The sequence below is a fragment of the Nonomuraea cypriaca genome (assembly GCF_015645445.1).
GTDB lineage: Bacteria > Actinomycetota > Actinomycetes > Streptosporangiales > Streptosporangiaceae > Nonomuraea > Nonomuraea cypriaca.
This window is the reverse complement of record NZ_JADOGI010000056.1, coordinates 18,143-42,072: the sequence shown is the minus strand read 5'-3', so window position 1 is coordinate 42,072 and position 23,930 is coordinate 18,143. Positions and strand designations below refer to the sequence as shown.

At 70.1% G+C, this 23,930-nt stretch carries 18 protein-coding genes; 8 read left to right on the top strand and 10 right to left on the bottom strand.

Annotated elements, in window-relative coordinates; all coding sequences use genetic code 11:
* Positions 1-125 precede the first annotated feature (125 nt).
* The 3 genes from ITP53_RS19960 to ITP53_RS19950 all read right to left on the bottom strand — a co-directional run bounded on the left by ITP53_RS19960 (position 126) and on the right by ITP53_RS19950 (position 4,236).
* Positions 126-1,046, bottom strand: a complete 921-nt coding sequence (locus tag ITP53_RS19960) for a phosphotransferase (RefSeq protein ID WP_195896925.1) — start codon at positions 1,044-1,046, stop codon at positions 126-128.
* Between the two features lie 127 nt (positions 1,047-1,173).
* Positions 1,174-2,061, bottom strand: a complete 888-nt coding sequence (locus tag ITP53_RS19955) for a serine/threonine-protein kinase (RefSeq protein ID WP_195896924.1) — start codon at positions 2,059-2,061, stop codon at positions 1,174-1,176.
* Between the two features lie 57 nt (positions 2,062-2,118).
* Entirely contained in the window at positions 2,119-4,236 is a 2,118-nt protein-coding gene (locus tag ITP53_RS19950) for an N-6 DNA methylase (protein WP_236051000.1), read from the bottom strand.
* Positions 4,237-4,312: 76 nt separating this feature from the next.
* Between ITP53_RS19950 and ITP53_RS19940 the strand changes: the two genes are divergently transcribed.
* Together ITP53_RS19940 and ITP53_RS19935 are read left to right on the top strand one after the other, a co-directional pair.
* A complete protein-coding gene (locus ITP53_RS19940) occupies positions 4,313-5,083 on the top strand; it encodes a PP2C family protein-serine/threonine phosphatase (RefSeq protein WP_195896923.1) in 771 nt (256 codons plus the stop codon).
* Between the two features lie 181 nt (positions 5,084-5,264).
* A complete protein-coding gene (locus ITP53_RS19935) occupies positions 5,265-6,176 on the top strand; it encodes a CHAP domain-containing protein (RefSeq protein ID WP_195896922.1) in 912 nt (303 codons plus the stop codon).
* A gap of 32 nt (positions 6,177-6,208) precedes the next feature.
* Here ITP53_RS19935 and ITP53_RS19930 read toward each other — a convergent pair whose 3' ends face one another.
* The gene (locus ITP53_RS19930) at positions 6,209-7,258 is read right to left on the bottom strand and encodes a glucose 1-dehydrogenase (RefSeq protein WP_195896921.1); all 1,050 of its coding nucleotides are present in this window, start codon (positions 7,256-7,258) and stop codon (positions 6,209-6,211) included.
* Positions 7,259-7,363: 105 nt separating this feature from the next.
* On the opposite strand from ITP53_RS19930, the gene icmF reads away from it, so the two are divergent.
* The 4 genes from icmF (at position 7,364) to tpx (ending at position 15,448) form a co-directional block, all read left to right on the top strand.
* On the top strand, positions 7,364-10,579 hold the full coding sequence (gene icmF / locus ITP53_RS19925) for a fused isobutyryl-CoA mutase/GTPase IcmF (RefSeq protein WP_195896920.1): 3,216 nt from the start codon (positions 7,364-7,366) through the stop codon (positions 10,577-10,579).
* Between the two features lie 93 nt (positions 10,580-10,672).
* The gene (locus tag ITP53_RS19920) at positions 10,673-14,242 is read left to right on the top strand and encodes a S8 family peptidase (protein WP_195896919.1); all 3,570 of its coding nucleotides are present in this window, start codon (positions 10,673-10,675) and stop codon (positions 14,240-14,242) included.
* Between the two features lie 64 nt (positions 14,243-14,306).
* Positions 14,307-14,756: a helix-turn-helix domain-containing protein gene (locus tag ITP53_RS19915; RefSeq protein ID WP_195896918.1), complete on the top strand. Its 450-nt coding sequence runs from the start codon at positions 14,307-14,309 to the stop codon at positions 14,754-14,756.
* Positions 14,660-15,448 carry a thiol peroxidase gene (tpx, locus tag ITP53_RS60340; RefSeq protein WP_328815125.1) on the top strand — a complete coding sequence of 263 codons (789 nt, stop codon included), beginning with the start codon at positions 14,660-14,662 and terminating at the stop codon, positions 15,446-15,448. The genes ITP53_RS19915 and tpx overlap by 97 nt, the downstream gene beginning before the upstream one ends.
* Positions 15,449-15,454: 6 nt before the next feature.
* Here tpx and ITP53_RS19905 read toward each other — a convergent pair whose 3' ends face one another.
* Positions 15,455-16,351 (bottom strand): TIGR03619 family F420-dependent LLM class oxidoreductase, encoded by an 897-nt coding sequence (locus tag ITP53_RS19905; RefSeq protein WP_195896917.1) that lies wholly within the window; start codon positions 16,349-16,351, stop codon positions 15,455-15,457.
* A 3-nt stretch (positions 16,352-16,354) separates the two neighbouring features.
* Positions 16,355-17,158: an SAM-dependent methyltransferase gene (locus ITP53_RS19900; protein ID WP_195896916.1), complete on the bottom strand. Its 804-nt coding sequence runs from the start codon at positions 17,156-17,158 to the stop codon at positions 16,355-16,357.
* Positions 17,159-17,256: 98 nt separating this feature from the next.
* Here ITP53_RS19900 and ITP53_RS19895 point away from each other — a divergent pair, with 98 nt between their 5' ends.
* Positions 17,257-18,003, top strand: coding sequence for a helical backbone metal receptor (locus tag ITP53_RS19895; RefSeq protein ID WP_195896915.1), 747 nt, complete (start codon positions 17,257-17,259; stop codon positions 18,001-18,003).
* Between the two features lie 112 nt (positions 18,004-18,115).
* Here the strand turns inward: ITP53_RS19895 and ITP53_RS19890 are convergent, their stop codons facing one another.
* The 4 genes from ITP53_RS19890 to ITP53_RS19875 all read right to left on the bottom strand — a co-directional run bounded on the left by ITP53_RS19890 (position 18,116) and on the right by ITP53_RS19875 (position 22,500).
* A complete protein-coding gene (locus ITP53_RS19890; RefSeq protein ID WP_195896914.1) occupies positions 18,116-19,264 on the bottom strand; it encodes an ROK family transcriptional regulator in 1,149 nt (382 codons plus the stop codon).
* Between the two features lie 3 nt (positions 19,265-19,267).
* The gene (locus tag ITP53_RS19885) at positions 19,268-20,113 is read right to left on the bottom strand and encodes a carbohydrate ABC transporter permease (RefSeq protein WP_328815121.1); all 846 of its coding nucleotides are present in this window, start codon (positions 20,111-20,113) and stop codon (positions 19,268-19,270) included.
* Positions 20,100-21,011 carry a carbohydrate ABC transporter permease gene (locus tag ITP53_RS19880; RefSeq protein ID WP_195896913.1) on the bottom strand — a complete coding sequence of 304 codons (912 nt, stop codon included), beginning with the start codon at positions 21,009-21,011 and terminating at the stop codon, positions 20,100-20,102. Before ITP53_RS19880 ends, ITP53_RS19885 begins: the two co-directional genes overlap by 14 nt.
* A gap of 118 nt (positions 21,012-21,129) precedes the next feature.
* Complete coding sequence (locus ITP53_RS19875; protein WP_195896912.1) at positions 21,130-22,500, bottom strand: ABC transporter substrate-binding protein; 1,371 nt, start codon at positions 22,498-22,500, stop codon at positions 21,130-21,132.
* Positions 22,501-22,946: 446 nt separating this feature from the next.
* On the opposite strand from ITP53_RS19875, the gene ITP53_RS19870 reads away from it, so the two are divergent.
* Positions 22,947-23,930 carry a zinc-dependent alcohol dehydrogenase gene (locus ITP53_RS19870; protein ID WP_328815118.1) on the top strand — a complete coding sequence of 328 codons (984 nt, stop codon included), beginning with the start codon at positions 22,947-22,949 and terminating at the stop codon, positions 23,928-23,930.

Genomic DNA, 23,930 nt, shown 5'->3' with positions numbered 1-23,930 from the left:
GTGTTGGGCTCAGGGGGTGTGAGAGAGCGCTCTCTCACGAGATTCGTGGCGCTCACATGCCTCTGTCAACGGAGGTTATGTAACAATCCGGGCTGCGGAGAGAGCGCGCTCTGAGGCTCACCGGACTAGGCGTTCGCTCGGCGGAGGCGTTCGGCTGCCTGGGCGTGGACGGCGTCACAGGACACCGGGGGGTCGCCGTGCACGGCCTCCCAGCGGGCGTTGTGCGCCGCCGGCCACAGGCTGGCCGCCCACGCGATCTCCTGCTCCTCCGCGGTGAACCGGCGCCCCCGCTGATCCTGATAAGCCGCCAGGAACGCGGCGGAGCTCTCGATCGGGGCCAGGGTCGGCGGCGAGGCGCTGGCGAACGCCCCGCACGCCGCACCCGCCAGCGCCGCCTCCGGCTGCCACGCCAGGCTGTCCCAGTCGTGCACGGCCCACACGTCCCCGTCGTGCCAGCGGAGGTTCTGCGCTTCGAAGTCGGCGTGGCCCAGCACGCACGGCAGGCCGGCCGCCAGCATCCGCTTGCGGGCCCGCTCGGCCGTCTCGACGACATACGCCGGCACGGCGCCCTGGTCCCGGTCGTCCAGCTCCGCGACCGCCGGCCACACCCCGGAATCGGTGTGGTCCCAGCGCGCCCAGCGCGGATTCGGCAGCGGCGGCGCGACGGTCACGTCGGCCAGTTCGGCCATCAGCCGGGCGAACACCGCCGCGTAACGCATGGCGACGTCCGGCGAGTCGCCGCGCAGCAGTTCACCGCCGGGCCGGGACTCCTCAGCGTGCACGGCCAGGGCACCGACGCCGACCGCGGGCGTGAGCGGCCGGGCACACGGAAACCCCCGCTCCGCCAACCGGGCCTGCGCGGCGACACACGACGCCGCCCGGCCGTCGTCCTCCCGCGCTTTCACCACGACATCCCGCCCACCGGCCAACCGCAGCCCGAACACCGCCGACATCCGCCGCAGCTCGAACAGCACGCGGACCGGCTCGTCCTCCAACTGGTCCGCACACCAGGCCGGCAGCCAGTCCGGCAGATCATCCAACGGCACGGTGAGGACTATGCCATGTGCGCCGAACACAGCCGAAGCGACCTGGACGTGCCGGCCCGGCACTCGACGACCGAGGGGGACGGAAGTTGGCTGCCCGAGGGTTGCGGGCAAGACTTTGGAAAGCTGCTTAGCTGAGGACTCGGCCCACCATGCGTGCGTACATCCGCCCAGGGCTAGGGGCCTGTGCCAGAAAACCCGGCAGCATCGGCAGTGACACCGCGAACGGCTCCAGTCGCGCGTACAGCTCGTCGGCGTCCGAAGGGCGGTCCCCGGGATTCTTCTCCAGCAGCTGCCGAAGCAAGGCCCCCAGCTCGGCCGGGACCCCGGGGATGGCGGGTGGGCGTTCCTTCACCTGCTTTTCGAACACCACATAGTCCGTGGGACCGGTGAAGAGCTGTCTCCCGGTCAGCATCTCGTGCAGGACGCAGCCCAGCGCGTACAGGTCGCTGCGGGGCTCGGCGACCCCGTGCTGGATCTGCTCGGGCGCCATGTACGCGGGCGTCCCCAAGATCTGCCCGATCCTGGTGAACGTCGTCAGGTCCGCGTCCCGCAGCATGGCCAGCCCGAAGTCGAGAACCTTGACACTGCCATCGGGGCACAGCATCAGATTCGTCGGCTTCAGATCCCGATGGCAGATGGACAACGCGTGCGCAGCCGACAGAACAGCGCAAGCCTGGGCCGCGATGGCCGCCGCCCACGCCACCGGCAGCGGCCCGTGCTCGTGCACCACGTCGGCCACCGTGACGCCCTCGATGAACTGCATCACCTGGTAGAGCCGGTGCTCGTAGGTGCCGAAGTCGTACAGGACCGGGGCCCCCGGGTGCTCCAGCCTGGCCAGGATGCGGGCCTCGCGCAGGAAGCGGCTCTCCAGCTCCTGGTCGGGCCCGCCGGGCAACCTCAGCAGCTTCACCGCGACCCGGCGATCGAGGTGGCGGTCGTGGCCTCCGTAGACGGCTCCCATGCCACCCTGACCTAGGGGGAGGTCGTCGAGCTCATAGCGGTCGCCGATGACCATTCGCCCCTCCGCGCAGCCTTTCTCGGCAAATTACTACATTCGGCAAAAGCTACACCGTCAGGACTGCGGGTGCAGGTGGCCTTCGGCCAGGCCGTCGAGGCCCAGCCTGATCAGCGTCTGCCCCAGGGTCGAGGTCTCGCGGAGGGCGTCTTCGAGCACCGCGAGCTGCCTGAACGCCTCGCCGTACGCCTTCTGCTCCTTCAGCGACAGCCGTGGCAGGCGGGTGCGCCGGACGTCGAACCGGCTGGAGCCGGTCGTCACCCGGCCGCCCGCGGCTCGCAGGAAGCCGGCCAGGAAGTCGGGGTCGAGCCGGCGGGCGTCCACGCGGTAGAGCGTCAGGTGCGGCCCCAGCACCGCCTCTCCGCTGTCGGCCAGCACGCGCACGGCGGAGTAGGAGGCCACCACGTCGCCGGGGCGGATCGCGATGAGGCCCTGCTGCATGGTGGTGGAGCCGGACGGCGGGCTGCCGTTGAGCACGTCGTCGGAGGTCAGCACCGGTACGTCGCCGCCGTCCGCGGCCATCTTGGGCGGGGCCTGCGACGCCGTCACCAGGCCCTCCTTGATCAGGTCGCCCAGCGTGGTGGCGGGCTGGTCGAGCGGCTGCTCCAGCACCTTCAGGTCGGGCGGCACTGCGGCGGCCGCCAGGAACCGGTCCCGGGCCTCGGCGAACGCCCGGCCGACGTCGTCACGGCGCTGGTGACGGGCCGGGGTCATGTCGACCTCGTCGGCCAGCAGGTCGATGATGCGTACCGTCTGGTCCGAGCGGTCCTCCAGGTAGGCGTCCCAGGCAGGCTCGACCGCCGGCAGGTTGGCCGTGGCGTCCAGGATCAGCACGTCGGACGGCGGCCGCTCGCCCGCCGCGGGGCGGCGCAGCAGCCACAGGTCGGAGCCTGGCAGCGCCACGACCGCCCGCAGCGCGCCCGCGCGCAGCAGGTTGGCGCGGATCCGGCGGCCCGCCCGGCGGCTGGCGGCGGCGGGTGGCATGAGGATGGCGATCAGGCCGCGGGGCCTGACGTGGGTGAGGCAGTGCTGCACCCAGGCCAGCTCCGGCTCGCCGCGTGGCGGCAGGCCGTACTCCCAGCGCGGGTCGCCGGTCAGCTCCTCGTAGCCCCAGGCTCGCTCGTTGAACGGCGGATCGCACACCACCGCGTCCGCCTTCTCGCCCGCGAACCCGTCGTGGCGCACCGAGTCGCCCGCCACGATCTCGGCATCTATGCCGCGTAGCCGCAGCCTGGAGGCGGTGATGGCGGCCGAGGTCTCGCTGAGCTCCTGGCCCAGCATCCGCGCCGCGATCCGCGGCGCTCCGGCCGGTCCGGGCACCGCCCGCGCCGGGGCGAGGAGCAGGGTGCCCACGCCGCAGGCCGGGTCGAGGATGGTCGCGCCGTCGGCGCGCACCAGCCGGACCATCAGCTCGGCCACGTCGTCGCGGGTGACGGAGAGCTGCCTGGAGTGCGCTTCGAGATAACGCTCGCAAAGGAACTCGTACGCGGTCAGCGGGTCGTGCTGCTCGGCCAGCTCCAGGATCAACTCCGCCAGCTCCGGCTCCAGCCCGCCGGCCGAGCCCCCACGCCGCGCCACCCACCCACCGGCCGACCCCGCCTCAGAGGCGGCCTCGCCTGTACGCCCGGCCGCCCCGGCGCCTGCGCGTCCGGTTGACCTGGCTTCTGAAGCGGCTTCACCTGTACGCCGGGTTGAGCTGGCTTCTGGGGCGGCTTCGCCCGTGCGTCCGGTCGGCCTGGCTTCCGCGGCGGCTTCGCCTGTGCGCGCGGCCGCCCGGGTCTCCGAGGCGGCTTCGGCGGCGTGGCCGGGTTCCGGTGTGGGCGTGTTGTCCTGGGTGGTCGGCCGGACGCCCGACGTGGTCTCGGGACCCGTCCTGCGGGCCTCCTCGTAGTGGGTGAGCAGGGCGCCGGCCTGGGCCACCAACTCGCCCAGCCGCAAATCGCCCGCGGCCTTCAGGCGTTGCCAGACCCGATCTCCCAGGGAGACCTGGTAGGACTTCCCATAGCGCCGCAGCCAGGACTCGACCTGACGCAGCGAGAACAGGGGCTGGTTGGCCGTGCCGCCGATGGGCTGGGGGAAGTCGTCGTGGCGGCGGCGCCAGTTGCTCACCGCGGCCCGCCCGACACCGGCGAGCCGGGCGATGTCCCCGGCGTTGACGGTCGGGTCGTGGCTCATGGAGCCCACAGTAGTTCACAAGAGTCTTCAGCGCATCTGCTTGTGAAGTCTTTCAACCAATGATTTACTGCTGGGTATGAAGTACAACATCCGCTATGCCGCCGGATCAGACGTGGGCCGTCGCAGGGAGCAGAACGAGGATTCGGGCTATGCGAGTGGCCGCTTGCTCGTGGTGGCTGACGGGATGGGCGGACACGCGGCCGGGGAGTTGGCGAGTTCGGCGGCGATCGCCGTCATGCGCGAGTTGGATGCCACGCTTCCCGAGACGGGCCCCGACCTGGAGGCGGCGCTCGAAGGCGCCGTGCGCGAGGCGGCGCGCAGGCTGGTCGAGCTGGCCGACATCGACCCCGCCCGCAGGGGGATGGGGACGACGGTGACCGCCATGCTGTGGGACGGCTACCAGTTCGCCCTGGCTCATCTCGGTGACTCCCGCGGATATCTGCTTCGCGATGGTGCTCTCTACCAGATGACCAAGGATCACACACTTGTGCAGTCGATGGTGGACGAAGGGCGGATAACGGAGGATCAAGCCGCCGTGCATCCCCGGCGGTCGATGGTGCTGCGCGTGCTGGGCAGCGAGGGCAGGGCGGAGCCGGACCTGGCGCTGCGCGAAGCCGAGCCTGATGATCGCTACCTCCTCTGCTCCGACGGGCTGACGACCGTGCTCGGGCCCGAGGTCCTGCACGAGGTGCTGACCACGGTGGCAGACCCCGGTGCGGCCGTCCAGCGGCTCATCGATCTGGCCAACGAGGGCGGCTCGCCGGACAACGTGACCGTGATCGTCGCCGACGTGGTCGCGCCGGGCGCGGGCGACGCGGGAGTCTATCGCGTCGGCGCCGGCTCCTAACTTCCGTAGTAGTCAGTCCCAAGCGCCTCAGCAGTCACATAACCGAAATTTCGGCTCATAGCAAGACACTTTCCGGATGTTTCGCACAAATCCGCCATGGTGCTACTACAGTCCATCGTGATTTGTCGGTTTTCTGGGAGGAGTCACCCTGGACCCGATCGCGGATGAGCTGCTGAAGACGGTGCGGCAGGAACTCGGTTACAAGGAGAAGAGCGGCCAGTTCACCAAGTTCGGTCAGTGGTACGCGGATCACGTCCAAGACTCCCAGTACCGCGACGCCGCGTGGTGTGACATGTTCATCGCCTGGGCGGCGAACAAGGCGGGCATCACCGAATACGTCGGCGAGTTCGCCTGGACGCCCTCGCACGCGGCCTGGTTCATCAAGCAGGACGCCTGGGCCCAGCAGCCCGAGCCGGGAGCCCTGGTCTTCTTCGACTGGAGCGGCGGCAAGAGCTACAAGGGCGTGGACCACGTCGGGGTCGTGGAGCGCGTCGAAGGCAAGAAGATCCACACCATCGAGGCGAACGTCGACCGCGTCTGGCTCAAGCGCAAGACCCGTGAGACCGACAAGGTCGTCGGGTACGGCCTGCCGCGCCTGGTCAAGGCCGGCGCCACGAAGCCCGACGAGATCCGCTCGACGGAACGGCCGTTCATGTCGCCGCCGCGTCCCGAGGCGGGCCACGGCTCGCCGATGGACATCCTGGGCACGCCGCCCGCGCTGCTGGCCGCCATGGTGCTGCTGACCATCGTGCTCTCCTTACGCGTCTCCGGCCGCCGCCGCGGCACCCACCGCCGCCTGCCCTGGCCGTGGAACGCACCAACCTCCCCGCGCCCGGACAAGCCCTCCACCGGCGAGAAGACCCCGGTCCGCGAGAAGACCCCCACGCGGGGCAGAGCGCCGGCCGCCCAGAAATCCCCAGCCGAAGAGAAGGCCCGCGAGAAGGTGCCGGCCCGTGCCGCGAAGCCGAGTGCGGCCAAGCCGAGTGCGGCTCAGCCGGAGCAGCCCGCCAGGACCAGGGTTCCGGCAGGCTCGGGCCGTACGGTGACCAAGCACTCCACCCCGACGAGACGCAAGCCGTACGAGCCGAGCTGAGCCCCAACAGGAGCCCGGCAGGCCGGAGAAGCCTATGTGTCGAGCTCGATGACGACCTTGACGTCGTCACCCTGCTCGAACGCCTCCATGGCGCGATCCAGCGGCACCCGCCGCGTGACCAGCCGCTCCAGCCACCCGGGATCGGCCTTCGCCAGGGCGGCCGCGGCGTCCCTGAAGTGCCGCAGGTTGGCGTTGACCGTGCCGAACACCACGTCGTTCTCCAGCACGAGGTCCCGGTTGATCACGCCCGCGTCCACCCGGTGCGTACGCCCCCCACGCGAGAGGCCGCACAGGCACACCATCCCGACGGCGGACGTGCTCGTCATGGCCTCGATGACCAGTTCGCCGACCCCCGTGCACTCGATGATGATGTCCGGCTTGAACCGGGCGAGGGACTCCAGCGAGCTCGCAGCGTGGTACGTTGCGCCCAGCTCGCCCACCAGGTCCGGCTTGAGCCCCGTCGCGGTCCGGTCGAGCACGTGCACCTCGAGCCCCCGCTGCCGCCCGATCAGCGCCGCCAGCAGCCCGATCGGCCCGGCTCCCGTCACCAGCAGCGAGTGCGGCTCGTACCAGGCCCGCGAACCGATCCGGTCGATCTGCTCCCACGCCTTGGCCACCACGGAAGTGGGCTCGACCAGCATGCCCACCCGCTCAAGCGACGGATCCAGCCGTACGGCGTACGCGGCCTCGATCGTCCAGCGCCCGCTGCCGTACCCGTCGATCTCCTTGATGCCGCGCTCGGTGTAGCGGCCGTTGCGGCACATGTCGAACTCGCCGCGCGCGCACGCCCCGCACGGCACCGGATCGGGCCGGCGCACCACGCCGACCACCAGGTCGCCGGGCGAGAACGCCGAGCCTTCCGGTGACTCCAGCACCCGGCCGAGCGACTCGTGCCCGATGACCATCCGCCGCCTGCCCGGAGGCGCCCAGCCGTACTCGGCCGCCGCCAGCTCCCTGTCGGTCCCGCAGATACCCAGGGCCAGTCCCTGGACGAGCAGGTCACCCTGCGCGGGCTCAGGGTCGGGCACCTCCTCGACCGCGAGCGTCCCTCTCCTGCCCGGCTCGAACGTCAGCGCACGCATAGGCCGTCACCCCCTGACCGTCCCCTACCCAGTTGACCGTTGGGAAATAGTTGGACGTCCTAGTATCTTCGGAAGGAGAGGCCCGGCGTAAAGGAGTGATCAGGCGTGCACGTTCCGGTACACCCAGTCCGTTTCGTGACCGCCGCGGCCCTGTTCGACGGGCATGACGCGGCGATCAACATCATGCGGCGGATTCTTCAGTCGCAGGGCGCCGAGGTCATCCATCTCGGGCACAACCGTTCTGTCGACGAGATCGTCACGGCCGCCATCCAGGAGGACGCGCAGGGCGTGGCGATCAGCTCGTACCAGGGCGGGCACGTGGAGTTCTTCTCCTACCTGGTGGACCTGCTGCGCGAGCGCGGGGCCGGGCACGTCAAGGTGTACGGCGGGGGCGGCGGAGTGATCGTTCCCGAGGAGATCGAGCTGCTGCACTCGCGCGGCGTCACCCGCGTCTTCTCGCCGGAGGACGGCCAGCGGTACGGCCTGCCCGGGATGATCAACAAGCTGATCGAGGACTGTGACGTCGAGCTGGGCGACGTGCCCTCGGTGGAGGCGGTGGTCTCCGGCGACCAGGCGGCGCTGGCCCGCGCGATCACGTTCATCGAGTCAGGGCGCGCCCCCGCCGACCTGGCGGACGGCCTGCGCGCGGCGCAGGAAGGCGGCCGCGGGGCGGCGCCGGTGCTGGGCGTCACGGGCACGGGCGGCTCGGGCAAGTCCTCGCTCACCGACGAGCTGGTCCACAGGTTCCGGGTCGACAACGACGACAAGCTGCGCATCGCGGTCATCGCCATCGACCCCACCCGCAGGCGCGGCGGTGGCGCGCTGCTCGGCGACCGCATCAGGATGAACAGCCTGGGCCCCCAGACCTACTTCCGCTCCCTGGCCACCAGGGGCGCAGCCAGCGAGGTGCCGGACCGCCTCGACGACGTGATCACCGCCTGCCGGGCCGCCGGATACGACCTGGTGATCGTGGAGACGCCGGGCATCGGCCAGGGTGACGCCGGGATCGTCCCGCACGTGGACGTGCCCGTGTACGTGATGACGCCCGAGTTCGGGGCGGCCTCCCAGCTCGAGAAGATCGACATGCTCGACTTCGCCGAGGCGGTCGTGATCAACAAGTACGAGCGCCGCGGCGCGGAGGACGCCCTGCGCGACGTACGCCGCCAGCTCGTACGCAACCGCGAGGCCTTCGGGGCGTCACCCGAGGACATGCCGGTCTTCGGCACCATCGCGGCCCGCTACAACGACACCGGGGTCACGGCCCTCTACCAGCACCTCAAGCCGCTCCTGCGGGCCGACGCGGACGCGGGCCCCGGGCTGCTCCCGCAGGTGACCTCGCGCACCTCGGAGGCGTCGGCCGCCATCGTCCCGCCCGCCAGGTCCCGCTACCTGGCCGAGATCGCCGAGACCGTCCGCGCGTACCACGCGGAGACGCTCGCCCAGGCCGAGGCGGCCCGCCGCCGCCAGCAACTCGCCGCCGTCCGGGAGATGCTGGGGGAGGACGACGCCAGGCTGGCGGAGCTGGCAGAGCGGGCAGAGCGGGAGCTGACCGACGAGAGCCGCACGCTGCTCGACACGTGGCCCGCCGTCCGCGACCGCTACACCGCAGACGAGCTGGTCGTGAGGGTACGCGACCGCGAGATCCACACCCCGCTCTGGCGCGAGACGCTCTCCGGCAACCGCATCCCCAGGGTGGCCCTGCCCCGCTACACCGACCAGGGCGACCTCCTGCGCTTCCTGCGCGGCGAGAACCTCCCGGGAACGTTCCCCTTCACCGCCGGCGTCTTCGCGTTCAAGCGGGACGACGAGGACCCGACCAGGATGTTCGCCGGCGAGGGCGACCCGTTCCGCACCAACAGGCGCTTCAAGCTGCTGTCCGAGGGGCAGCCCGCGACCCGGCTGTCAACGGCGTTCGACTCGGTGACGCTGTACGGTCACGACCCCGACCTGCGCCCCGACGTCTACGGGAAGGTCGGCACGTCGGGCGTCTCCATCGCGACGCTCGACGACATGAAGGTGCTCTACGACGGGTTCGACCTGGCCGCGCCGAACACGTCGGTGTCCATGACGATCAACGGCCCCGCCCCCACGATCCTGGCCTTCTTCCTCAACGCCGCCATCGACCAGGCCAGGGACCGCTTCCGCGCCGAGCACGGTCGTGAGCCCGGCGAGCAGGAGGACCGCGACCTGCGCGCCCGCACGCTCGCCACCGTCCGGGGCACGGTGCAGGCCGACATCCTGAAGGAGGACCAGGGCCAGAACACCTGCATCTTCTCCACCGAGTTCTCACTCAGGATGATGGCCGACATCCAGGAGTGGTTCATCAGGAACGGCGTGCGCAACTTCTACTCCGTCTCGATCTCCGGATACCACATCGCCGAGGCCGGGGCCAACCCGATCAGCCAGCTCGCGTTCACGCTGGCCAACGGGTTCACGTACGTGGAGGCGTACCTGGCCAGGGATATGAAGATCGACGACTTCGCGCCGAACCTGTCGTTCTTCTTCTCCAACGGCATGGACCCCGAGTACAGCGTGCTCGGGCGCGTGGCCCGCCGCATCTGGGCGGTCGCCATGAGGGAGCGGTACGGCGCCGCCGAGCGCTCGCAGAAGCTCAAGTACCACATCCAGACCTCGGGCAGGTCCCTGCACGCCCAGGAGATGAACTTCAACGACATCCGCACCACCCTGCAGGCCCTCATCGCGGTCTACGACAACTGCAACAGCCTGCACACCAACGCCTTCGACGAGGCCGTGACCACCCCGTCTCCCGACTCGGTGCGCCGGGCCATGGCGATCCAGCTCGTCATCAACCGCGAGTGGGGCCTGGCAAGGAACGAGAACCCGCTGCAGGGCGCGTTCATCATCGAGGAGCTGACGGACCTGGTGGAGGAGGCCGTGCTCGGCGAGTTCGAGCGGCTGTCGGACCGGGGCGGCGTGCTGGGCGCGATGGAGACCGGCTACCAGCGCGGCAAGATCCAGGACGAGTCCATGCTGTACGAGATGCGCAAGCACGACGGCTCGCTGCCCATCGTCGGGGTCAACACGTTCACGAGCGCGCGCGGGCACGACGAGTCCGACGCCCACAAGCTGGAGCTGGCCAGGGGGACGGAGGAGGAGAAGCGCTCCCAGCTCGACCGGCTGCACGGCTTCCAGGAGCGCAACCGGTCCGAGGCGGCCGCCCAGCTCGACCGGCTGCGGGAGGCGGCGATGTCGGAGGAGAACGCGTTCGAGGTGCTGATGGAGGCGGCGCGGCACTGCTCGCTCGGCCAGATCACCGACGCGCTGTTCGAGGCCGGCGGGCAGTATCGGCGCAACGTCTGACCGCGACGTCCGACATGGCGGAGTTGCGACATAGCGCATACTCGCCAAGGATCGATCTTGCTGGTGGTGGGCTGAGACGGTGAAATCGATTTCATGCCTCTCAACCCACACGCCGGCCGGTTAGCCGGTGCTCTGGCCCTGGCGCTCGCCGCGACCGTACTCACCGTCCCAGCGGCGGCGCACGCGGAGGCGCGGGATCCCGCGCCGTCCCGTGAAACGGAGATCACTCTCATCACCGGTGACCGGGTGCACTACGTGGACGGCCCCGGCGACCAGGACACCGTCACGGTGGACCGCCCGGCGGACGCCCAGGGCGGCGTCCGGATCCAGCAGTCGGGCGGCGACCTCTACGTGCTGCCCGACGAGGCGATGCCGCTGATCGCGGCGGAACGCCTCGACAAGCGGCTGTTCGACCTCACCGTCCTGACCGAGATGGGCTATGAGGGCGCCCCGCCTGTGATCGTCACCTACGAGGGCGCGGCTCCGCGCGCCGCCCTGCGGGGGTCCCAGGTGGTGCGGCCGCTGGCGAGCGTCAACGGCGCGGCGCTCAAGATCGAGGCGGACCCGCGCCCGTTCTGGGACTCGATCGCAGCCCAGACGGCCGCGAGATCGGGCGGTGTGGCCAAGGTCTGGCTGGACGGCAAGGTCAAGGCCTCCCTGAAGGAGAGCGTGCCCCAGGTCGGCGCGCCCCAGGCGTGGGCCGCCGGGTACGACGGCTCCGGCGTCGAGGTGGCCGTGCTCGACACCGGCGTCGACGACACCCACCCCGACCTCAAGGACCAGATCACCGAGTCGGTCAGCTTCGTCCCCGGCCAGGAGGTCAGGGACGGCAACGGCCACGGCACCCACGTGGCCTCCACCATCGCCGGCACCGGCGCCGCGTCCGGCGGCGCGAACAAGGGCGTGGCGCCCGGCGCCGACCTGCTCGTCGGCAAGGTGCTCGGAGACGACGGCTTCGGGCAGGACTCGTGGGTCATCGCGGGCATGGAGTGGGCCGCGGCCAAGGCCGAGGTCGTCAGCATGAGCCTGGGCAGCAACCTCCCCGACGGCGGCGAGGACCCGATGGCCCTGGCGGTGAACAACCTGACAGAGCAGCACGACACGCTGTTCGTGATCGCGGCGGGGAACAGCTACAACGCCGGGACGATCGGCGCGCCCGGCTCGGCGGCCTCGGCCCTGACCGTGGGCGCGGTGAACAAGTCGGACCAGCGGGCCGGTTTCTCCAGCATGGGTCCGCTGTATCTGACCAATGGCCTCAAGCCTGACATCTCCGCGCCCGGAGTCTCGATCAACGCCGCGAACTCGTCCTACAGCGGCCAGAGCGGGCCGTACCGGTCGATGAACGGCACCTCCATGGCCACGCCGCACGTGGCGGGCGCGGCGGCCGTCCTGGCGCAGCGGCACCCGGACTGGAGCGGGCCGGCGCTGAAGGACGCGCTGATGAGCTCCGCCAAGGCGCTGCCGTACGCGCCGTTCCAGCACGGGACGGGGCGGCTCGACGTGGCGGCGGCCGTCACGGCCACGGTCACCGCGACGGGCTCGGTGCCCACGGCGTTCTACGACTGGCCGCACGCCGCCGACGACGCCAAGACGACGCGGACGATCACCTACCGCAACCACGGCGACGCCGAGGTCGCGCTCGACCTCGCAGTGGCCGGCTCCGACGCGGCCACGCTGTCCACGCCGGAGCTCACCGTCCCGGCGAACGGCACGGCCGAGGTCACGCTCACCATCGACCCCGCCGCGCTGGCTCCGAACACGACGGTCTCGGGCCTGGTGACCGCGACCCACGCGGGCGGTGCGGTGCGTACGGCTTACGGCGCCGTCAAGGAGCAGGAGCTGTACAACCTGACGCTGAAGCTGCGCGACAGGAACGGCGAGCCCGCGTCGGGCAGGGTGGTGCTCGCCGGCTTCGACGGCAGCATGGTGCCCTACGACCTGGACGGCGAGCGGACGCTGCGACTGCGGCCCTCGACCTACGTCGCCTACGCGCTGCTGGACGTCGAGGGCGAACGGCCCGACGCGCTCGGCGTCGCGCTGCTCGTCGACCCGGAGACCGAGCTCGACCAGGACACCGAGATCGTGCTCGACGCGAGCCGGGCCAGGAAACTGAGCGTCACCACGCCCAAGGGCGGCGAGCGGCGCCAGGTCCACCTCGACTTCTCGAGGACCGTGCCGGACGGCGACCTGATCAGGCTCGCCTACGTCGCACCCGTCGCGTACGACGACGTGTACGTCACCCCGACCGAGAAGGTGACCGAGGGCTCGTTCGACTACCTGACCCGCTGGCGGATCGGCGAGCCCATGCTGACCCTGGACGCGCCGGGCAGCCCCGAGCTGACGGCGACCCCGCAGAGCGGCGGCACGCTCACCGACGGCCGTACGAAGCTGGCGACGGTGGCCGTGGGCAAGGGCGCCGCCCAGGACTACGCAGGCGTCGACGTCAAGGGTAAGGCTGTGATCGTGACCCGCAGCGCGGAGGTGCCCGCCAGGGAACGGGCCGCCCAGGCGGTCGCGGCAGGCGCGAAGCTCCTCGTGGTCGTCAACGACCGGCCAGGACGCGGGAACGAGAGTTACGGCACGGAGCTGCCCATCCCGGTGGCGCTGGTTCCCCGCGACAGCGGGGCGGCCCTGGTGGGCAAGCAGATCGAGGTCACGCAGAAGAACCACCCCTCCTACCTGTACGACGTGGTGGACCTGCGCGAGGGCGGCGTCCCCGACCGCGACCTGTCCTACCGCCCGCGGGACCTGGCCCAGGTGCGCGGCGTCTACCGCGGCCCCGCCTCCGGCGGCCAGGACGGCGGCGGGTTCCGCTACAACCTCCAGGACGGCTGGGGCCCCGCGATCGGATTCCAGGAACGCGAGTACTTCCCTGCCGAGCGCACCGAGTGGGTCACCACCGGCAGCGGCTACAACTGGTACGAGACCCACACCATCGGCGGTGACGACGACTGGAGCATGCGGCAGACGAAGCGGACCTACCGACCCGGTCAGCGGATCACGCACGAGTGGTTCGCGCCGGTGGTCCGGCCGCGGCTGAGCCCCGACTACTGGAACTCGTTCCGCACGAACAGCGGCGGGATCCAGCTCAACTTCCCGCCGCTGAGCGACGGCACCCCAAGTCACTCCGGCAGCGGCGGTGACTCCTTCGAGACGATGTCCATCGCGCTGTACCAGGGGGACACGCTGATCAAGCGGGCCCCGAGCCACTCGACGACCGTCTTCAGCGGCCTGCCCGACGAGGCCGTCCCATACCGGGTCACGCTCGACGTGAACAGGGACCCGCAGCGGTGGAGCACGTCCACGCGTACCCACACCGAATGGGGCTTCGTCTCGGCCAAGCCGCCGGAGGGCAGCCCGTACCAGACCGTCATCCCGATCATGCAGCTCGACTACGACGTCAAGGTGCACGGCCCGATCGCCACGATTGGCCTGTCGGGGACGACCCAGGAGTGGCTGAAGTCGCCGAGCAAGGCCGTGCGGGCCACGTTGTCCGTCTCCTATGACGACGGCAGGACCTGGAAGCCCGCGCCGTTGCTCCCCACGGGCAAGGGCAAGTGGACCACGGCCGTCCGCAGCGGCTCACTCTCGCTGAAGGCCACCGCGTCCGACACCAAGGGCAACACGGTGTCCCAGGAGATCATCAGGGCCATCGCCGGCTGAGCCGCAAGCCGGCGGATTGTTAGCTGAATAACCGTGCAGTCACGATTCGGGGCCGAAGGCGGCTATGGCGTCTTCGGCCCCGAGTTCGCTCCCCATGCTGGTCGGCGTTTCCGCCGAGCAGAAGGGACCGGGCACCGTGCTGGAGGCGCTGGGCCTCACCGACCGTGAGGAGGACGTCTACCGCGTCCTGGTCGACGCCCCCCGCACCGCCGAAGCCCTCACGGAAGCCCTCGGCAGGCCCGTGGCCCCGATCGCCGACGACCTGGCCGCGCTGCAGGCCCGCGGTCTGGTCTCGCGCCTGCCTGGCCCACCCGTACGCTACGCCGCCGCCCCGCCCGCGGTCGCCCTCGGCAGCCTGCTCACCGCGCGCAGGGAGGAGCTCAGGGTGCCGTTGGCGGTGCCGCCCGATGACAACACGTGGTGTGGCAGCGGTCCTACCCGCTGCGGGTGGACGTGGCCGGCACTCTGGAGGAGCCGGAGGGCGCCATCACCGAACTGGAGATGGCGGGGCTGACCGACGAGGCCGCGGCCGGCCAGCTCGACCTGTCCCTGCGTACGCTCCAGCGGCGGCTGCGGGCGCTGATGGACCTGGCGGGCGTACGCACCCGCGTCCAGCTCGGCTGGCACGCCGCCCGCAACGGCTGGGCCTGGACCGCCGCCGATAGGATCTCGACGCGGGGCCAACATCGCTATCAGGAGGTTTTCATGTCCGACGTCACCTTCATGGGCAACCCCATCACCGTGGGTGGGTCGTTCCCGAAGCCCGGCGACAGCGCGCCCGGGTTCCACCTGGTGGGCACCGACCTGGCCGAGCGCTCGCTCGGCGACTTCGGCCAGGCCGTCAAGGTGCTCAACATCTTCCCGAGCGTCGACACCGGCACCTGCGCGGCCTCGGTGCGCAGGTTCAACCAGCTGGCCACCGAGCACCCCGAGGTCCAGGTGCTCTGCGTCTCCGCCGACCTGCCGTTCGCGCAGAAGCGGTTCTGCGGCGCGGAGGGGCTGGACAACGTGACCATGCTGTCGCTCATGCGGGGTCGCGAGTTCCTCGGCGACTACGGCGTCGACCAGCAGAGCGGGCCGCTGGCCGGGCTGGCAGCGCGGGCGGTGATCGTGCTCGACGGCGACAACAAGGTGGTCTACTCCGAGCTGGTGCCGGAGATCTCCCAGGAGCCCGACTACGACGGCGCCCTCAACGCGCTGAAGTAACGCCCCCTACGAGGTCAGCCGGGCCTTGAAGGCTCCGGCCAGCTCCAGGAGGTGCTGGTCGTCCGTGGCGGTGTGCTGGAGGTCCAGGATCAGCTCGTGGACCCCGGCCTCCGCCGCGGTGACCAGATACGCCGACAGCTCGGCGACCGTGCCGCTCCGCGGCGGTTCGCCGTGGTCGGTCACGATCGGGTTGGCCCGCAGGATCATGCGGAGCGCGCCGGGGTCGCGCCCGGCCTTCTCCGCGCTCTCGCGGACGGTCCGCCACATCGAGGTCAGCATGGGGATCGGCAGCGTGGCGGTCAGCCAGCCGTCGCCTCTGCGGCCGATGCGGCGCAGCGCGGGCTCGGCGAAACCGGCCAGGTAGAGCGGCGGGCGGCGGGCCGGCTTGGGCTCGATGTGGCTGGGCGCGATCGTCCACAGCTCGTGCTCCACGGCCACCGGGTCCGGGCCCCAGATCGCGTCCAGCGCGTCCAGGGTGGCGTCGTACCGTTTCGCGCGGTCCTTCCACGGCACGCCTGCGGCGGCGTACTCGTCGGAGGACCAGCCGAGGCCGAGACCGGCGCAGAGCCGGCCGCCGCTGAGGTGGTCGATCGTGGTGAGCGAGCGGGCGAGGACCGGTGGGGGATACCAGCAGGCGTTCAGCGCGCTGGTGCCCAGCCGTACGGTGGACGTCACCGAGGCGGCGACCGACAACACCGAGAACGGGTCCAGGAACACCCGGTGCGCCTGCGGGATGGCGCCGTCGCCGCCCGGATAGCGGTCCTTGGGCCGCAGGGGCGTCAGCAGCCGGTCACCGGCCCACAGACTCGCGAACCCCGCCTCCTCGGCCGCCCGCGCCACGCGCAGCACGCTGGACAGCGCGGCGAACCTGCCATATTGCGGTACGGCCAGCCCGATGTCCATGTCTCAGCTCTTCCTGCCCACGCCGCACAGGATGAGCGACGACTCGGGATTGTCGGCGAAGTCGATCGTGTCGGCCTGCTCGGGCCGCCACTCCGGCAGCCAGACCAGCCCGGGGTCCACCATTTCGAGTCCCTCGAAGAGCTCCGTGATCCGCTCCCGGCCGCGCAGCGTGAGCGGGGCGGTGGCGCTCCTGTAGACCTCGGTGCCCTTGTGGACGGCGGCGGCGCGGGCGTCGCTGGTGCCGTGGGACATGACCAGGTAACTACCCGGGACCAGGGCGTCCCGCAGGGTCGCCATGATCTCGTCGGGGCGGTCGGACTCCCTGATGAAGTGCATGACCGCCACGAGCAGCACGCCGACAGGGCGGCTGAAGTCGATCGCCTGCGTCACATCCGGATTTTTCAGGATCTCGCGGGGCTTGCGGAGATCGCCCTCGATCACCGTCGTGCCGCCCTGTCCCGCCAGCAGCGCCCGCGCGTGCACCAGCACCACGGGGTCCCGATCGACGTAGACGACCTGGGAGCCGGGGGCGGCCGTCGCGGCGACCTCGTGTACGTTTCCCTGGGTCGGCAACCCGGTGCCGATGTCGAGGAACTGCCTGATGCCGGCGTCAGCCAGGAACCGCACCGCCCGGCCCAGGAACGCCCGGTTCGCCCGCGCCGCGGCGCGCAACTCGGGAGCCACCTTCAGGATCTTCTCCGCCGCCGCCCGGTCGGCCGGGAAGTTGTCCTTGCCGCCCAGGTAGTAGTCGTAGAGCCGCGCCACACTCGGCGTGTTCGGATCGAAACCCGGTGACTTACGCTCCAACCGTCAATCCCCCGATTCACGAGTTAACGATCTTTGAGGTGATTCTAGGGATCTATACCGACATCCGGTTACGGTTATCCCGGTTTTAGGCTGTCAGTATGGACGACATCGGTGCGCCCGTGATGATCCCGGACACCGTGCGGCGGATCGTGTCCCTGGTGCCGTCGCTGACCGAGTCCGTGGCGGCGACCGTGCCTGACGCGCTGGTCGGCGCGACCGACTGGTGCTCCCACCCGGCAGACCTGGACGTGGCCAGGGTCGGCGGCACCAAGAACCCCGACCTGGAGGCCGTCAGGAGGCTCAAGCCCGACGTCGTCCTGGCCAACGCCGAGGAGAACCGCGCGCCCGACATCGAGGCCATGCGCCAGGCGGGCATCGCGGTCTGGGTGACGAGGATCGAGACGCTGGAGGAGGCGTTCGCCTCGCTGGGGCGGATGTTCGCCGGCGCATGCCGTACCGGCCGGCCGGGGTGGCTGGACGCGGCGGAGGAGGCGTGGCGCGCGCCCGCCGCGGGCCCGAGGAGGTCGGCGATCGTCCCGATCTGGCGCCGCCCGTGGATGGTCGCCGGGCGGGACACCTTCACCGGGGACGTGCTCAGGCACCTCGGCGTCGACAACCTCTACGCGGGCCACCTGGAGCGTTACCCCAGGATCCCGCTGGCCGAGCTGGTCGAGCGGCGGCCGGACCTCGTGGTGCTGCCCGACGAGCCCTACGCCTTCTCCGCGACGGACGGCCCCGAGTGCTTCCCCGGACTCGCCTGCGCCCTGGTCAGCGGGCGCCTTCTCACGTGGTACGGCCCCTCACTCGTCGCCGCCCCCACCCTCCTGCGCCGCGCACTCGGCTGACCGGCCGGCTCACGGCGGCGGCTCGGCTCACGGCGGCGGCTCAGCTCACGGCGGTGGCTCAGCTCACGGCGGTGGCTCAGCTCACGGCGGTGGCTCAGCTCACGGCGGTGGCTCAGCTCACGGCGGTGCCCAGGGCGGCGTCCACGGAGGCCGGGGAGAGCACGTGTTCCATGACGATCACCGCCATCCCCACGACCCCCGCCCGATCGCCCAGCGAGGTGGTGACGATCTCCAGATTCCGGGTCGTGTACGGCAGGCTGCGCCGGTAGACCGTCTCCCTGATCCCCGTCAGGTAGTGCTCCCCGGTGTCCGCCATGTCCCCGGCCAGCACCAGGACGCCCGGGTTGAGCAGGCTGACCGCCGTGGCGAGCACGACGCCCAGCGTCCGCCCGGCCTCCTGGGTGCGGGCGATGGCCTCCGGATCGCCCGCCTGGACGAGCCTGACCACGTCGCGGCTGGACTCCTTGCCCAGGTCGGTGGCCAGGGAGAGGCCGCTGGCCAGCGAGGCCACGCAGCCGCGCGACCCGCACGTGCACACGCGGTCGTCGGTCTCACGAATCCGCACGTGCCCGATGTTCCCCGCCGCCTCCTCGACCCCGCGGTAGATCTGCCCGTCGAGGATGATGCCGGTGCCGATCCCGGTCGACACCTTGATGAGGACCAGCGAGTCCGTCGCCCGCCATGACGACCACCACTCTCCCAGGGCCATCGCGTTGGCGTCGTTCTCGATCAGGATGGGCACGTCGTACGTCTCCCCGATCGCCGCCCGTACCGGATGGTCGTCCCAGCCCGGCATCAGGAAGGACCTGATCACCCGGCCGGCGGTGTGGTCCACCGAGCCGGGCAGGTCCAGGCCGATCCCGCACACGTCGCTCTGGGGCCGTCCGCACCGGTCGAGCAGCCGCTGGAACGCGTCCCGAACCCACGACAGGACCGCCTCGGGCCCACGGTCGATGCGCATCTCGGCACGTTCCTCGGCCATCGGCCGGGCCGCCAGGTCGGTCAGCGCCACCCTGGCGTGGGCCGCGCCCAGGTCGGCGACCAGCATCAGGCGCTTGGTCGCGTCGATGTCGAGCACCGAGGGCGGTCGCCCGCCCCCGGACGTGGCGACGCCGGACTCGTGGATGTAGCGGGCGTCGATCAGCCGGTCGACCCGGTCGGTGATCGTGGACCGCGACAGGCCGGTGTACTCGATGAGTTGCTTACGCGTTCGGCAGGTGCCATGGCGAATCAGCTGGAGGATCTGCCCTGCCGTCAGCATGGTCTATCCCTTCTCGGCTCCGGCCGTGAGGCCCTCCGTCAGCAGGCGCTCGCTGGCGAAGAACACGATCACAATGGGCAGCGTCAACACCACCGACCCTGCCATCAGGACGGTTGTGGGGATCTCGATGCTGCCCGCCAACTGTGAGAGCCCCAGGGAGACCGTCCAGCTCTCCCGCCGTTCCACGAGGAAGAGCAGGGCGAAGAGGAACTCGTTCCACGCGATCATGAACGCGTAGAGGCCGGTCGCCATCAGCGCGGGCTTGGAGAGCGGCAGCACCACCCGCCAGATGGTCGACAGCCTCGTACACCCGTCGATCGCGGCCGCCTCCTCAACGCTCTGCGGCACGGTCTCGAAGTAGTTGCGCAGCATGTATACCGTGACCGGCACTGTCTGCGCGATATAGACGAGAATCAAGCCGACCAGAGATCCGCGCAGGCCGATCATGGTGAAGAGCACGAACAGCGGGATGGCCAGCACGATCGCCGGGAACAGGTACACCGCGAGGAACAGGAAGTGCACCTGCCGCCGGCCGAAGAAGCGCAGCCGCGCGACCGCGTACGCGCCAGGGATGGAGATCAGCAGGGTGGCCGCCACCGAGGCGACCGCGATGATCGCGCTGTTCTTGATGAACGTCAGGAAGCCCTGTCTGGTCAGGACGTTCACGTAGGTGTCCAGGGTGAAGGCGCTCGGCCACAAGGAGCCTGGGTTGAGTATGAGCTCCTGGATGTCGCGTACGGACAACATCACCATGTAGACGAACGGGAACGCGGTGACCAGGAAGAGCACCAGGATCACCAGCGGCCTCAGCACCCGGAGGAGCCCGCGTTCGAACCTATCCCTGCTCACGTTCACCTCCGGCGAAGAAGCGCAGGTAGATGGCCAGGAAGACGACCAGGAAGACGGCCAGGACGATGGCCTGCGCGGCAGAGGCGCCGATGTCGTCGCGTGCGGTCAGGAAGTTGTAGACCCGTACGCTGACCACCTCGGTGCCGGCTCCGCCGCCGGTCAGCAGGTAGACGTCGTCGAACTTGGTGAACGTGAACACGAACCGCAGCACCGACAGCAACGCGACGATCCGCCAGAGCTGCGGCATGATCACGTATCGGAACCGCTGGGTCGGCGTGGCCCCGTCCACGACCGCGGCCTCCTCCAGGTCCGCGGGCAGCGCCTGCAGCCTGGCCATGATGAACAGGAACGCGAACGGGAAATACCGCCACGCCTCGAACGCGATCACCGTCAGCAGCGCGACCGGCACCCGCAGGCCCAGGAACTCGCCACTGGCCTGGGTGAGGAACGCGATCGGCTCGCTGAGCCAGGTGTTCACGATGCCGTACTGGGGGTTGAGCATCGTCTCCCACAGGAACGCCACCGCCACGACCGGCGCCACGTACGGGATCAGGATCGAGGCCCTGACCAGCGTCCGCCCCATGAACCTGTCCCGCAGCGCCAGCGCGGCCACCAGCCCGATCGCGATCGACAACGCCGTCCCCGCGACCGTGTAGACGAGCGTGTTGACCAGCGACGTCCAGAACCCCGGCTCGGAGACGACGTACGCGAAGTTCTCCAGCGTGTAGTGCCCGAGTACGCCCACCCGGCGGATGTTGATCAGCCGCACGTCCTGGAACGCCAGCATGACCGCCCACAGCAACGGCACCACCACCACGACCAGCGTGATGACCAGCGTCGGCGAGATGAGCGCCAGCCCCGCCCGCCCTTCCTGCTCCCTCAGCGTTCTCGTGCTCATGGCCTCACTCCGTGAGGCGGGCTCGGTCGCCTCACGCCGCCGCCTTCCCCCGCTCTGGTCGCTACGCTCCCGCCGCTCCTCCAGGCGACGGCACTCCCTCGCGTGTGGGGTGGAGGGGTCATTGGCGGATTCCGCGTTTGATGGTTTCCACGTCCGTTTTGGCCTGGGTGGCGGCGGCTTGGGGGGTCAGGGAGCCGTCGACGATCGCGCTGAGCGCCTTGGGGACGGGCAGTTCGCCCATGGTGGCGCCGACCAGCTTGCCCTGGCCCTGCGGGATGCCCCAGCGGGCGAACGTGTCGGGACTCTTGCGCAGCGCGTCGAGCACGTCGGGCGGGTAGACGTCGGCCAGCGGCTTCTTGGTGTCGACCCCGGCGGGCAACTGGTCCCACTTCTCCCCGAGGCCCCTTCGGGTCGGGAACTTGCCCTCCGGAGCCATCCCGATCCAGCGCTCGTAGCCCTCGTTCATCATGTACGAGACGAACTTGGCCGCCGAGTCCTTGGCCGCGTCGCGGGTGACCACCCACGAGACGATCTCGCCGTACTGCGCGGGGGCGCTCCCGTCGGGCCCCTTCAGCGCCGTGACCACCCCGGTGTTCTCGGCCAGCCACGCCGGATCCGCGCGGCACTCCTGGCAACTCGGCACCGCGTCCTTACGCAGCCCCGCCATCTCGTCGAGGATGAACGACGACCAGATCGTCATGGCCGCCTTCCCCGAGAAGTACGTGGCCCTGGTCGAGTCGACGTCCTGCTTGCCCTTGACGGAGTAGTTCTTCGCCAGGTTCGAGTAGAAGCCGAACGCCCGGACGCACTGCGGCGAATCAAGCGTGACATTCCCGGCGTTGTCGACGAGCTGGCACCCGTTCGCCTGCGCGACGTGCTCGAAGCTCTGCGCGGTGAACGAGTCCTTCGGCGCGATCGCCAGCGTGATGCCCGCGACCCCGCCCGTGTTGAGCTTCGCGGCCGCCGCCTCCATGGCCTCGTACGTGTCGGGCGGCCGCAGCCCGGCCTTCTCGAACAGGTCCTTGCGGTAGAGGAGCAGTTGCGCCCATCCGTCGCTGGGCACGGCGAGCAGCTGCCCTCCCGAGGTGCTGAGCTCCAGGGCGCGCGGCGAGAACGTGTCCCGGCCGAGCTGGTCGGCCACCTTGCCCGGCGTCTCGGTGTCGATCAGCTCGTTGGCCTCCATCTCGCGTACGGACGACAGCGGCAGCGCGCCGATCACGTCGGGCAGGTCGTCCGCCGCCGCGGCGGCCGTGAGGGTCTGGCTGAACTGGTCCTCGGCCACGCCGACGAGCTTCACCTGGACGCCGGTCCTGCGCGTGAACTCGGTGATGATCTGGTTCTGGACGGCCATCCGGTCCTCGAGGTTCTCCTCGGTCCAGACGGTGATCTGGTTCGCGGCCGGCTGTTCGCCGCCGCCGTCGCCGCACGCCACCAGTGAGGCGGCCGCCAGCAGTGCGACGGAGAGGACGGCGGTTACCTTCTTCGGCATGGCACGCTCCTCTTATCGGGGATATGCCGCACTTACCCCGGCGATCGTCCACGGAACGTACAGGTGGCGATACCGAGACCGGCCTGTACCCTCTCCGTGCCTGTCCCAACGCCTCTCCAGAAGCATCGATCCGCCCCTTCGGCAACCCCCAGGCCAAGAAGATCTACCTGTGATTTCGGTCATGTCCGGGTCGGTCTCACGGGCCGGAAACCCCTGGTGTGCGGGCGGATATGCATTGGCGATAAGTTCGCTTTCCTGAAGACACGCTGGCGGAAACCCCAATATCACCAGCAGCCCCTGGTGGAAGACGTAGACTTACAACTGTTACGAGCGCAACTATCGTATGCAAACAAGTACTAAAGCTTTGTCTTTTGTATGATCAATAAGCGTAAGTGTGGGGCATGCGCGTCATCACCTTTGAAGAGCCAGGCAAAGTCCACGTAAGCGTGGAGTCGCCTGCCGATCTGCTCCCGGGTTCCGTACGCGTCCGTACGATCTACTCCGGGGTCTCCGCCGGCACCGAGCTCACCGCCTATCGCGGCACCAATCCATATCTCAACCGCAAATGGGACACCGAGCGCCGGCTCTTCGTCGACGGTCAGACGCACGCGTACCCGCTCTCGGGCTGGGGCTACCAGGAGGTCGGCGAGGTGGTGGAGGCGGCAGCGGATGTCGCGGACCCCCCCGTCGGCGGCCTCGTGTGGGGCATCTGGGGTCACCGCGCCGAGGCCGTGGTGCCGGCGGACAAGCTGGTCGGTCACGTGCTCCCCACAGGCGCCGACCCGCTGGCGGGCGTCTTCGCCCGGGTGGGCGCCATCGCGCTCAACGCGGTCCACGCCGCCGACGTGCATCTCGGCGACCAGATCGCGATTTTCGGCCAGGGCGTCATCGGGTTGCTCGCCACCCGCCTGGCCGTGCTGAGCGGGGCCAAGGTGGTCGCCGCCGACGCCATTCCCGACCGGCTGGAGCTGGCCAGGAGGTTCGGCGCGGCGGAGACGTTCGATGTGCGCTCGGACTCGGTGGCCGAGTTCATGCGCAAGCGCGTCGAGGGTGCCGACACGGTCATCGAGCTCAGCGGCACCCATCAGGGCCTGCACGAGGCGATCAGGACCGTGCGCAAGGGCGGCCGGGTCGTCGCCGCCGGGTTCTACCAGGGCGACGGCGTCGGGCTGCGGCTCGGCGAGGAGTTCCACCACAACCAGGTCCAGCTCGTCTCCTCCCAGATCGGTGGCGTCGCCTCCTGGCTGGCGCACCGCTGGGACGTCGAACGGCTGCAGCGCACGTTCATGGAGCTCGTGCACCGCGGCGAGGTCGAGGTCGGCGACCTCATCACGCACGTCGTACCGATCGAGAGGGCCGCCGAGGCCTTCGACCTGCTCGACAAGCACCCATCCGAGGTTCTCCAGCTCGTCTTCCAATTCGAGGAGTAA

What these genes read in the sequence shown, in the direction of transcription:
- ITP53_RS19955 (WP_195896924.1), bottom strand. Translation starts at nt 2,061, where the DNA reads ATGGTCATCGGCGACCGCTATGAGCTCGACGACCTCCCCCTAGGTCAG.
- ITP53_RS19915 (WP_195896918.1), top strand. Translation starts at nt 14,307, where the DNA reads ATGGCGTCTTCGGCCCCGAGTTCGCTCCCCATGCTGGTCGGCGTTTCC.
- ITP53_RS19880 (WP_195896913.1), bottom strand. Translation starts at nt 21,011, where the DNA reads ATGAGCACGAGAACGCTGAGGGAGCAGGAAGGGCGGGCGGGGCTGGCG.
- ITP53_RS19905 (WP_195896917.1), bottom strand. Translation starts at nt 16,351, where the DNA reads ATGGACATCGGGCTGGCCGTACCGCAATATGGCAGGTTCGCCGCGCTG.
- ITP53_RS19890 (WP_195896914.1), bottom strand. Translation starts at nt 19,264, where the DNA reads ATGCTGACGGCAGGGCAGATCCTCCAGCTGATTCGCCATGGCACCTGC.
- ITP53_RS19930 (WP_195896921.1), bottom strand. Translation starts at nt 7,258, where the DNA reads ATGCGTGCGCTGACGTTCGAGCCGGGCAGGAGAGGGACGCTCGCGGTC.
- ITP53_RS19940 (WP_195896923.1), top strand. Translation starts at nt 4,313, where the DNA reads ATGAAGTACAACATCCGCTATGCCGCCGGATCAGACGTGGGCCGTCGC.
- ITP53_RS19875 (WP_195896912.1), bottom strand. Translation starts at nt 22,500, where the DNA reads ATGCCGAAGAAGGTAACCGCCGTCCTCTCCGTCGCACTGCTGGCGGCC.
- ITP53_RS19950 (WP_236051000.1), bottom strand. Translation starts at nt 4,236, where the DNA reads ATGAGCCACGACCCGACCGTCAACGCCGGGGACATCGCCCGGCTCGCC.
- ITP53_RS19895 (WP_195896915.1), top strand. Translation starts at nt 17,257, where the DNA reads ATGGACGACATCGGTGCGCCCGTGATGATCCCGGACACCGTGCGGCGG.
- ITP53_RS19920 (WP_195896919.1), top strand. Translation starts at nt 10,673, where the DNA reads ATGCCTCTCAACCCACACGCCGGCCGGTTAGCCGGTGCTCTGGCCCTG.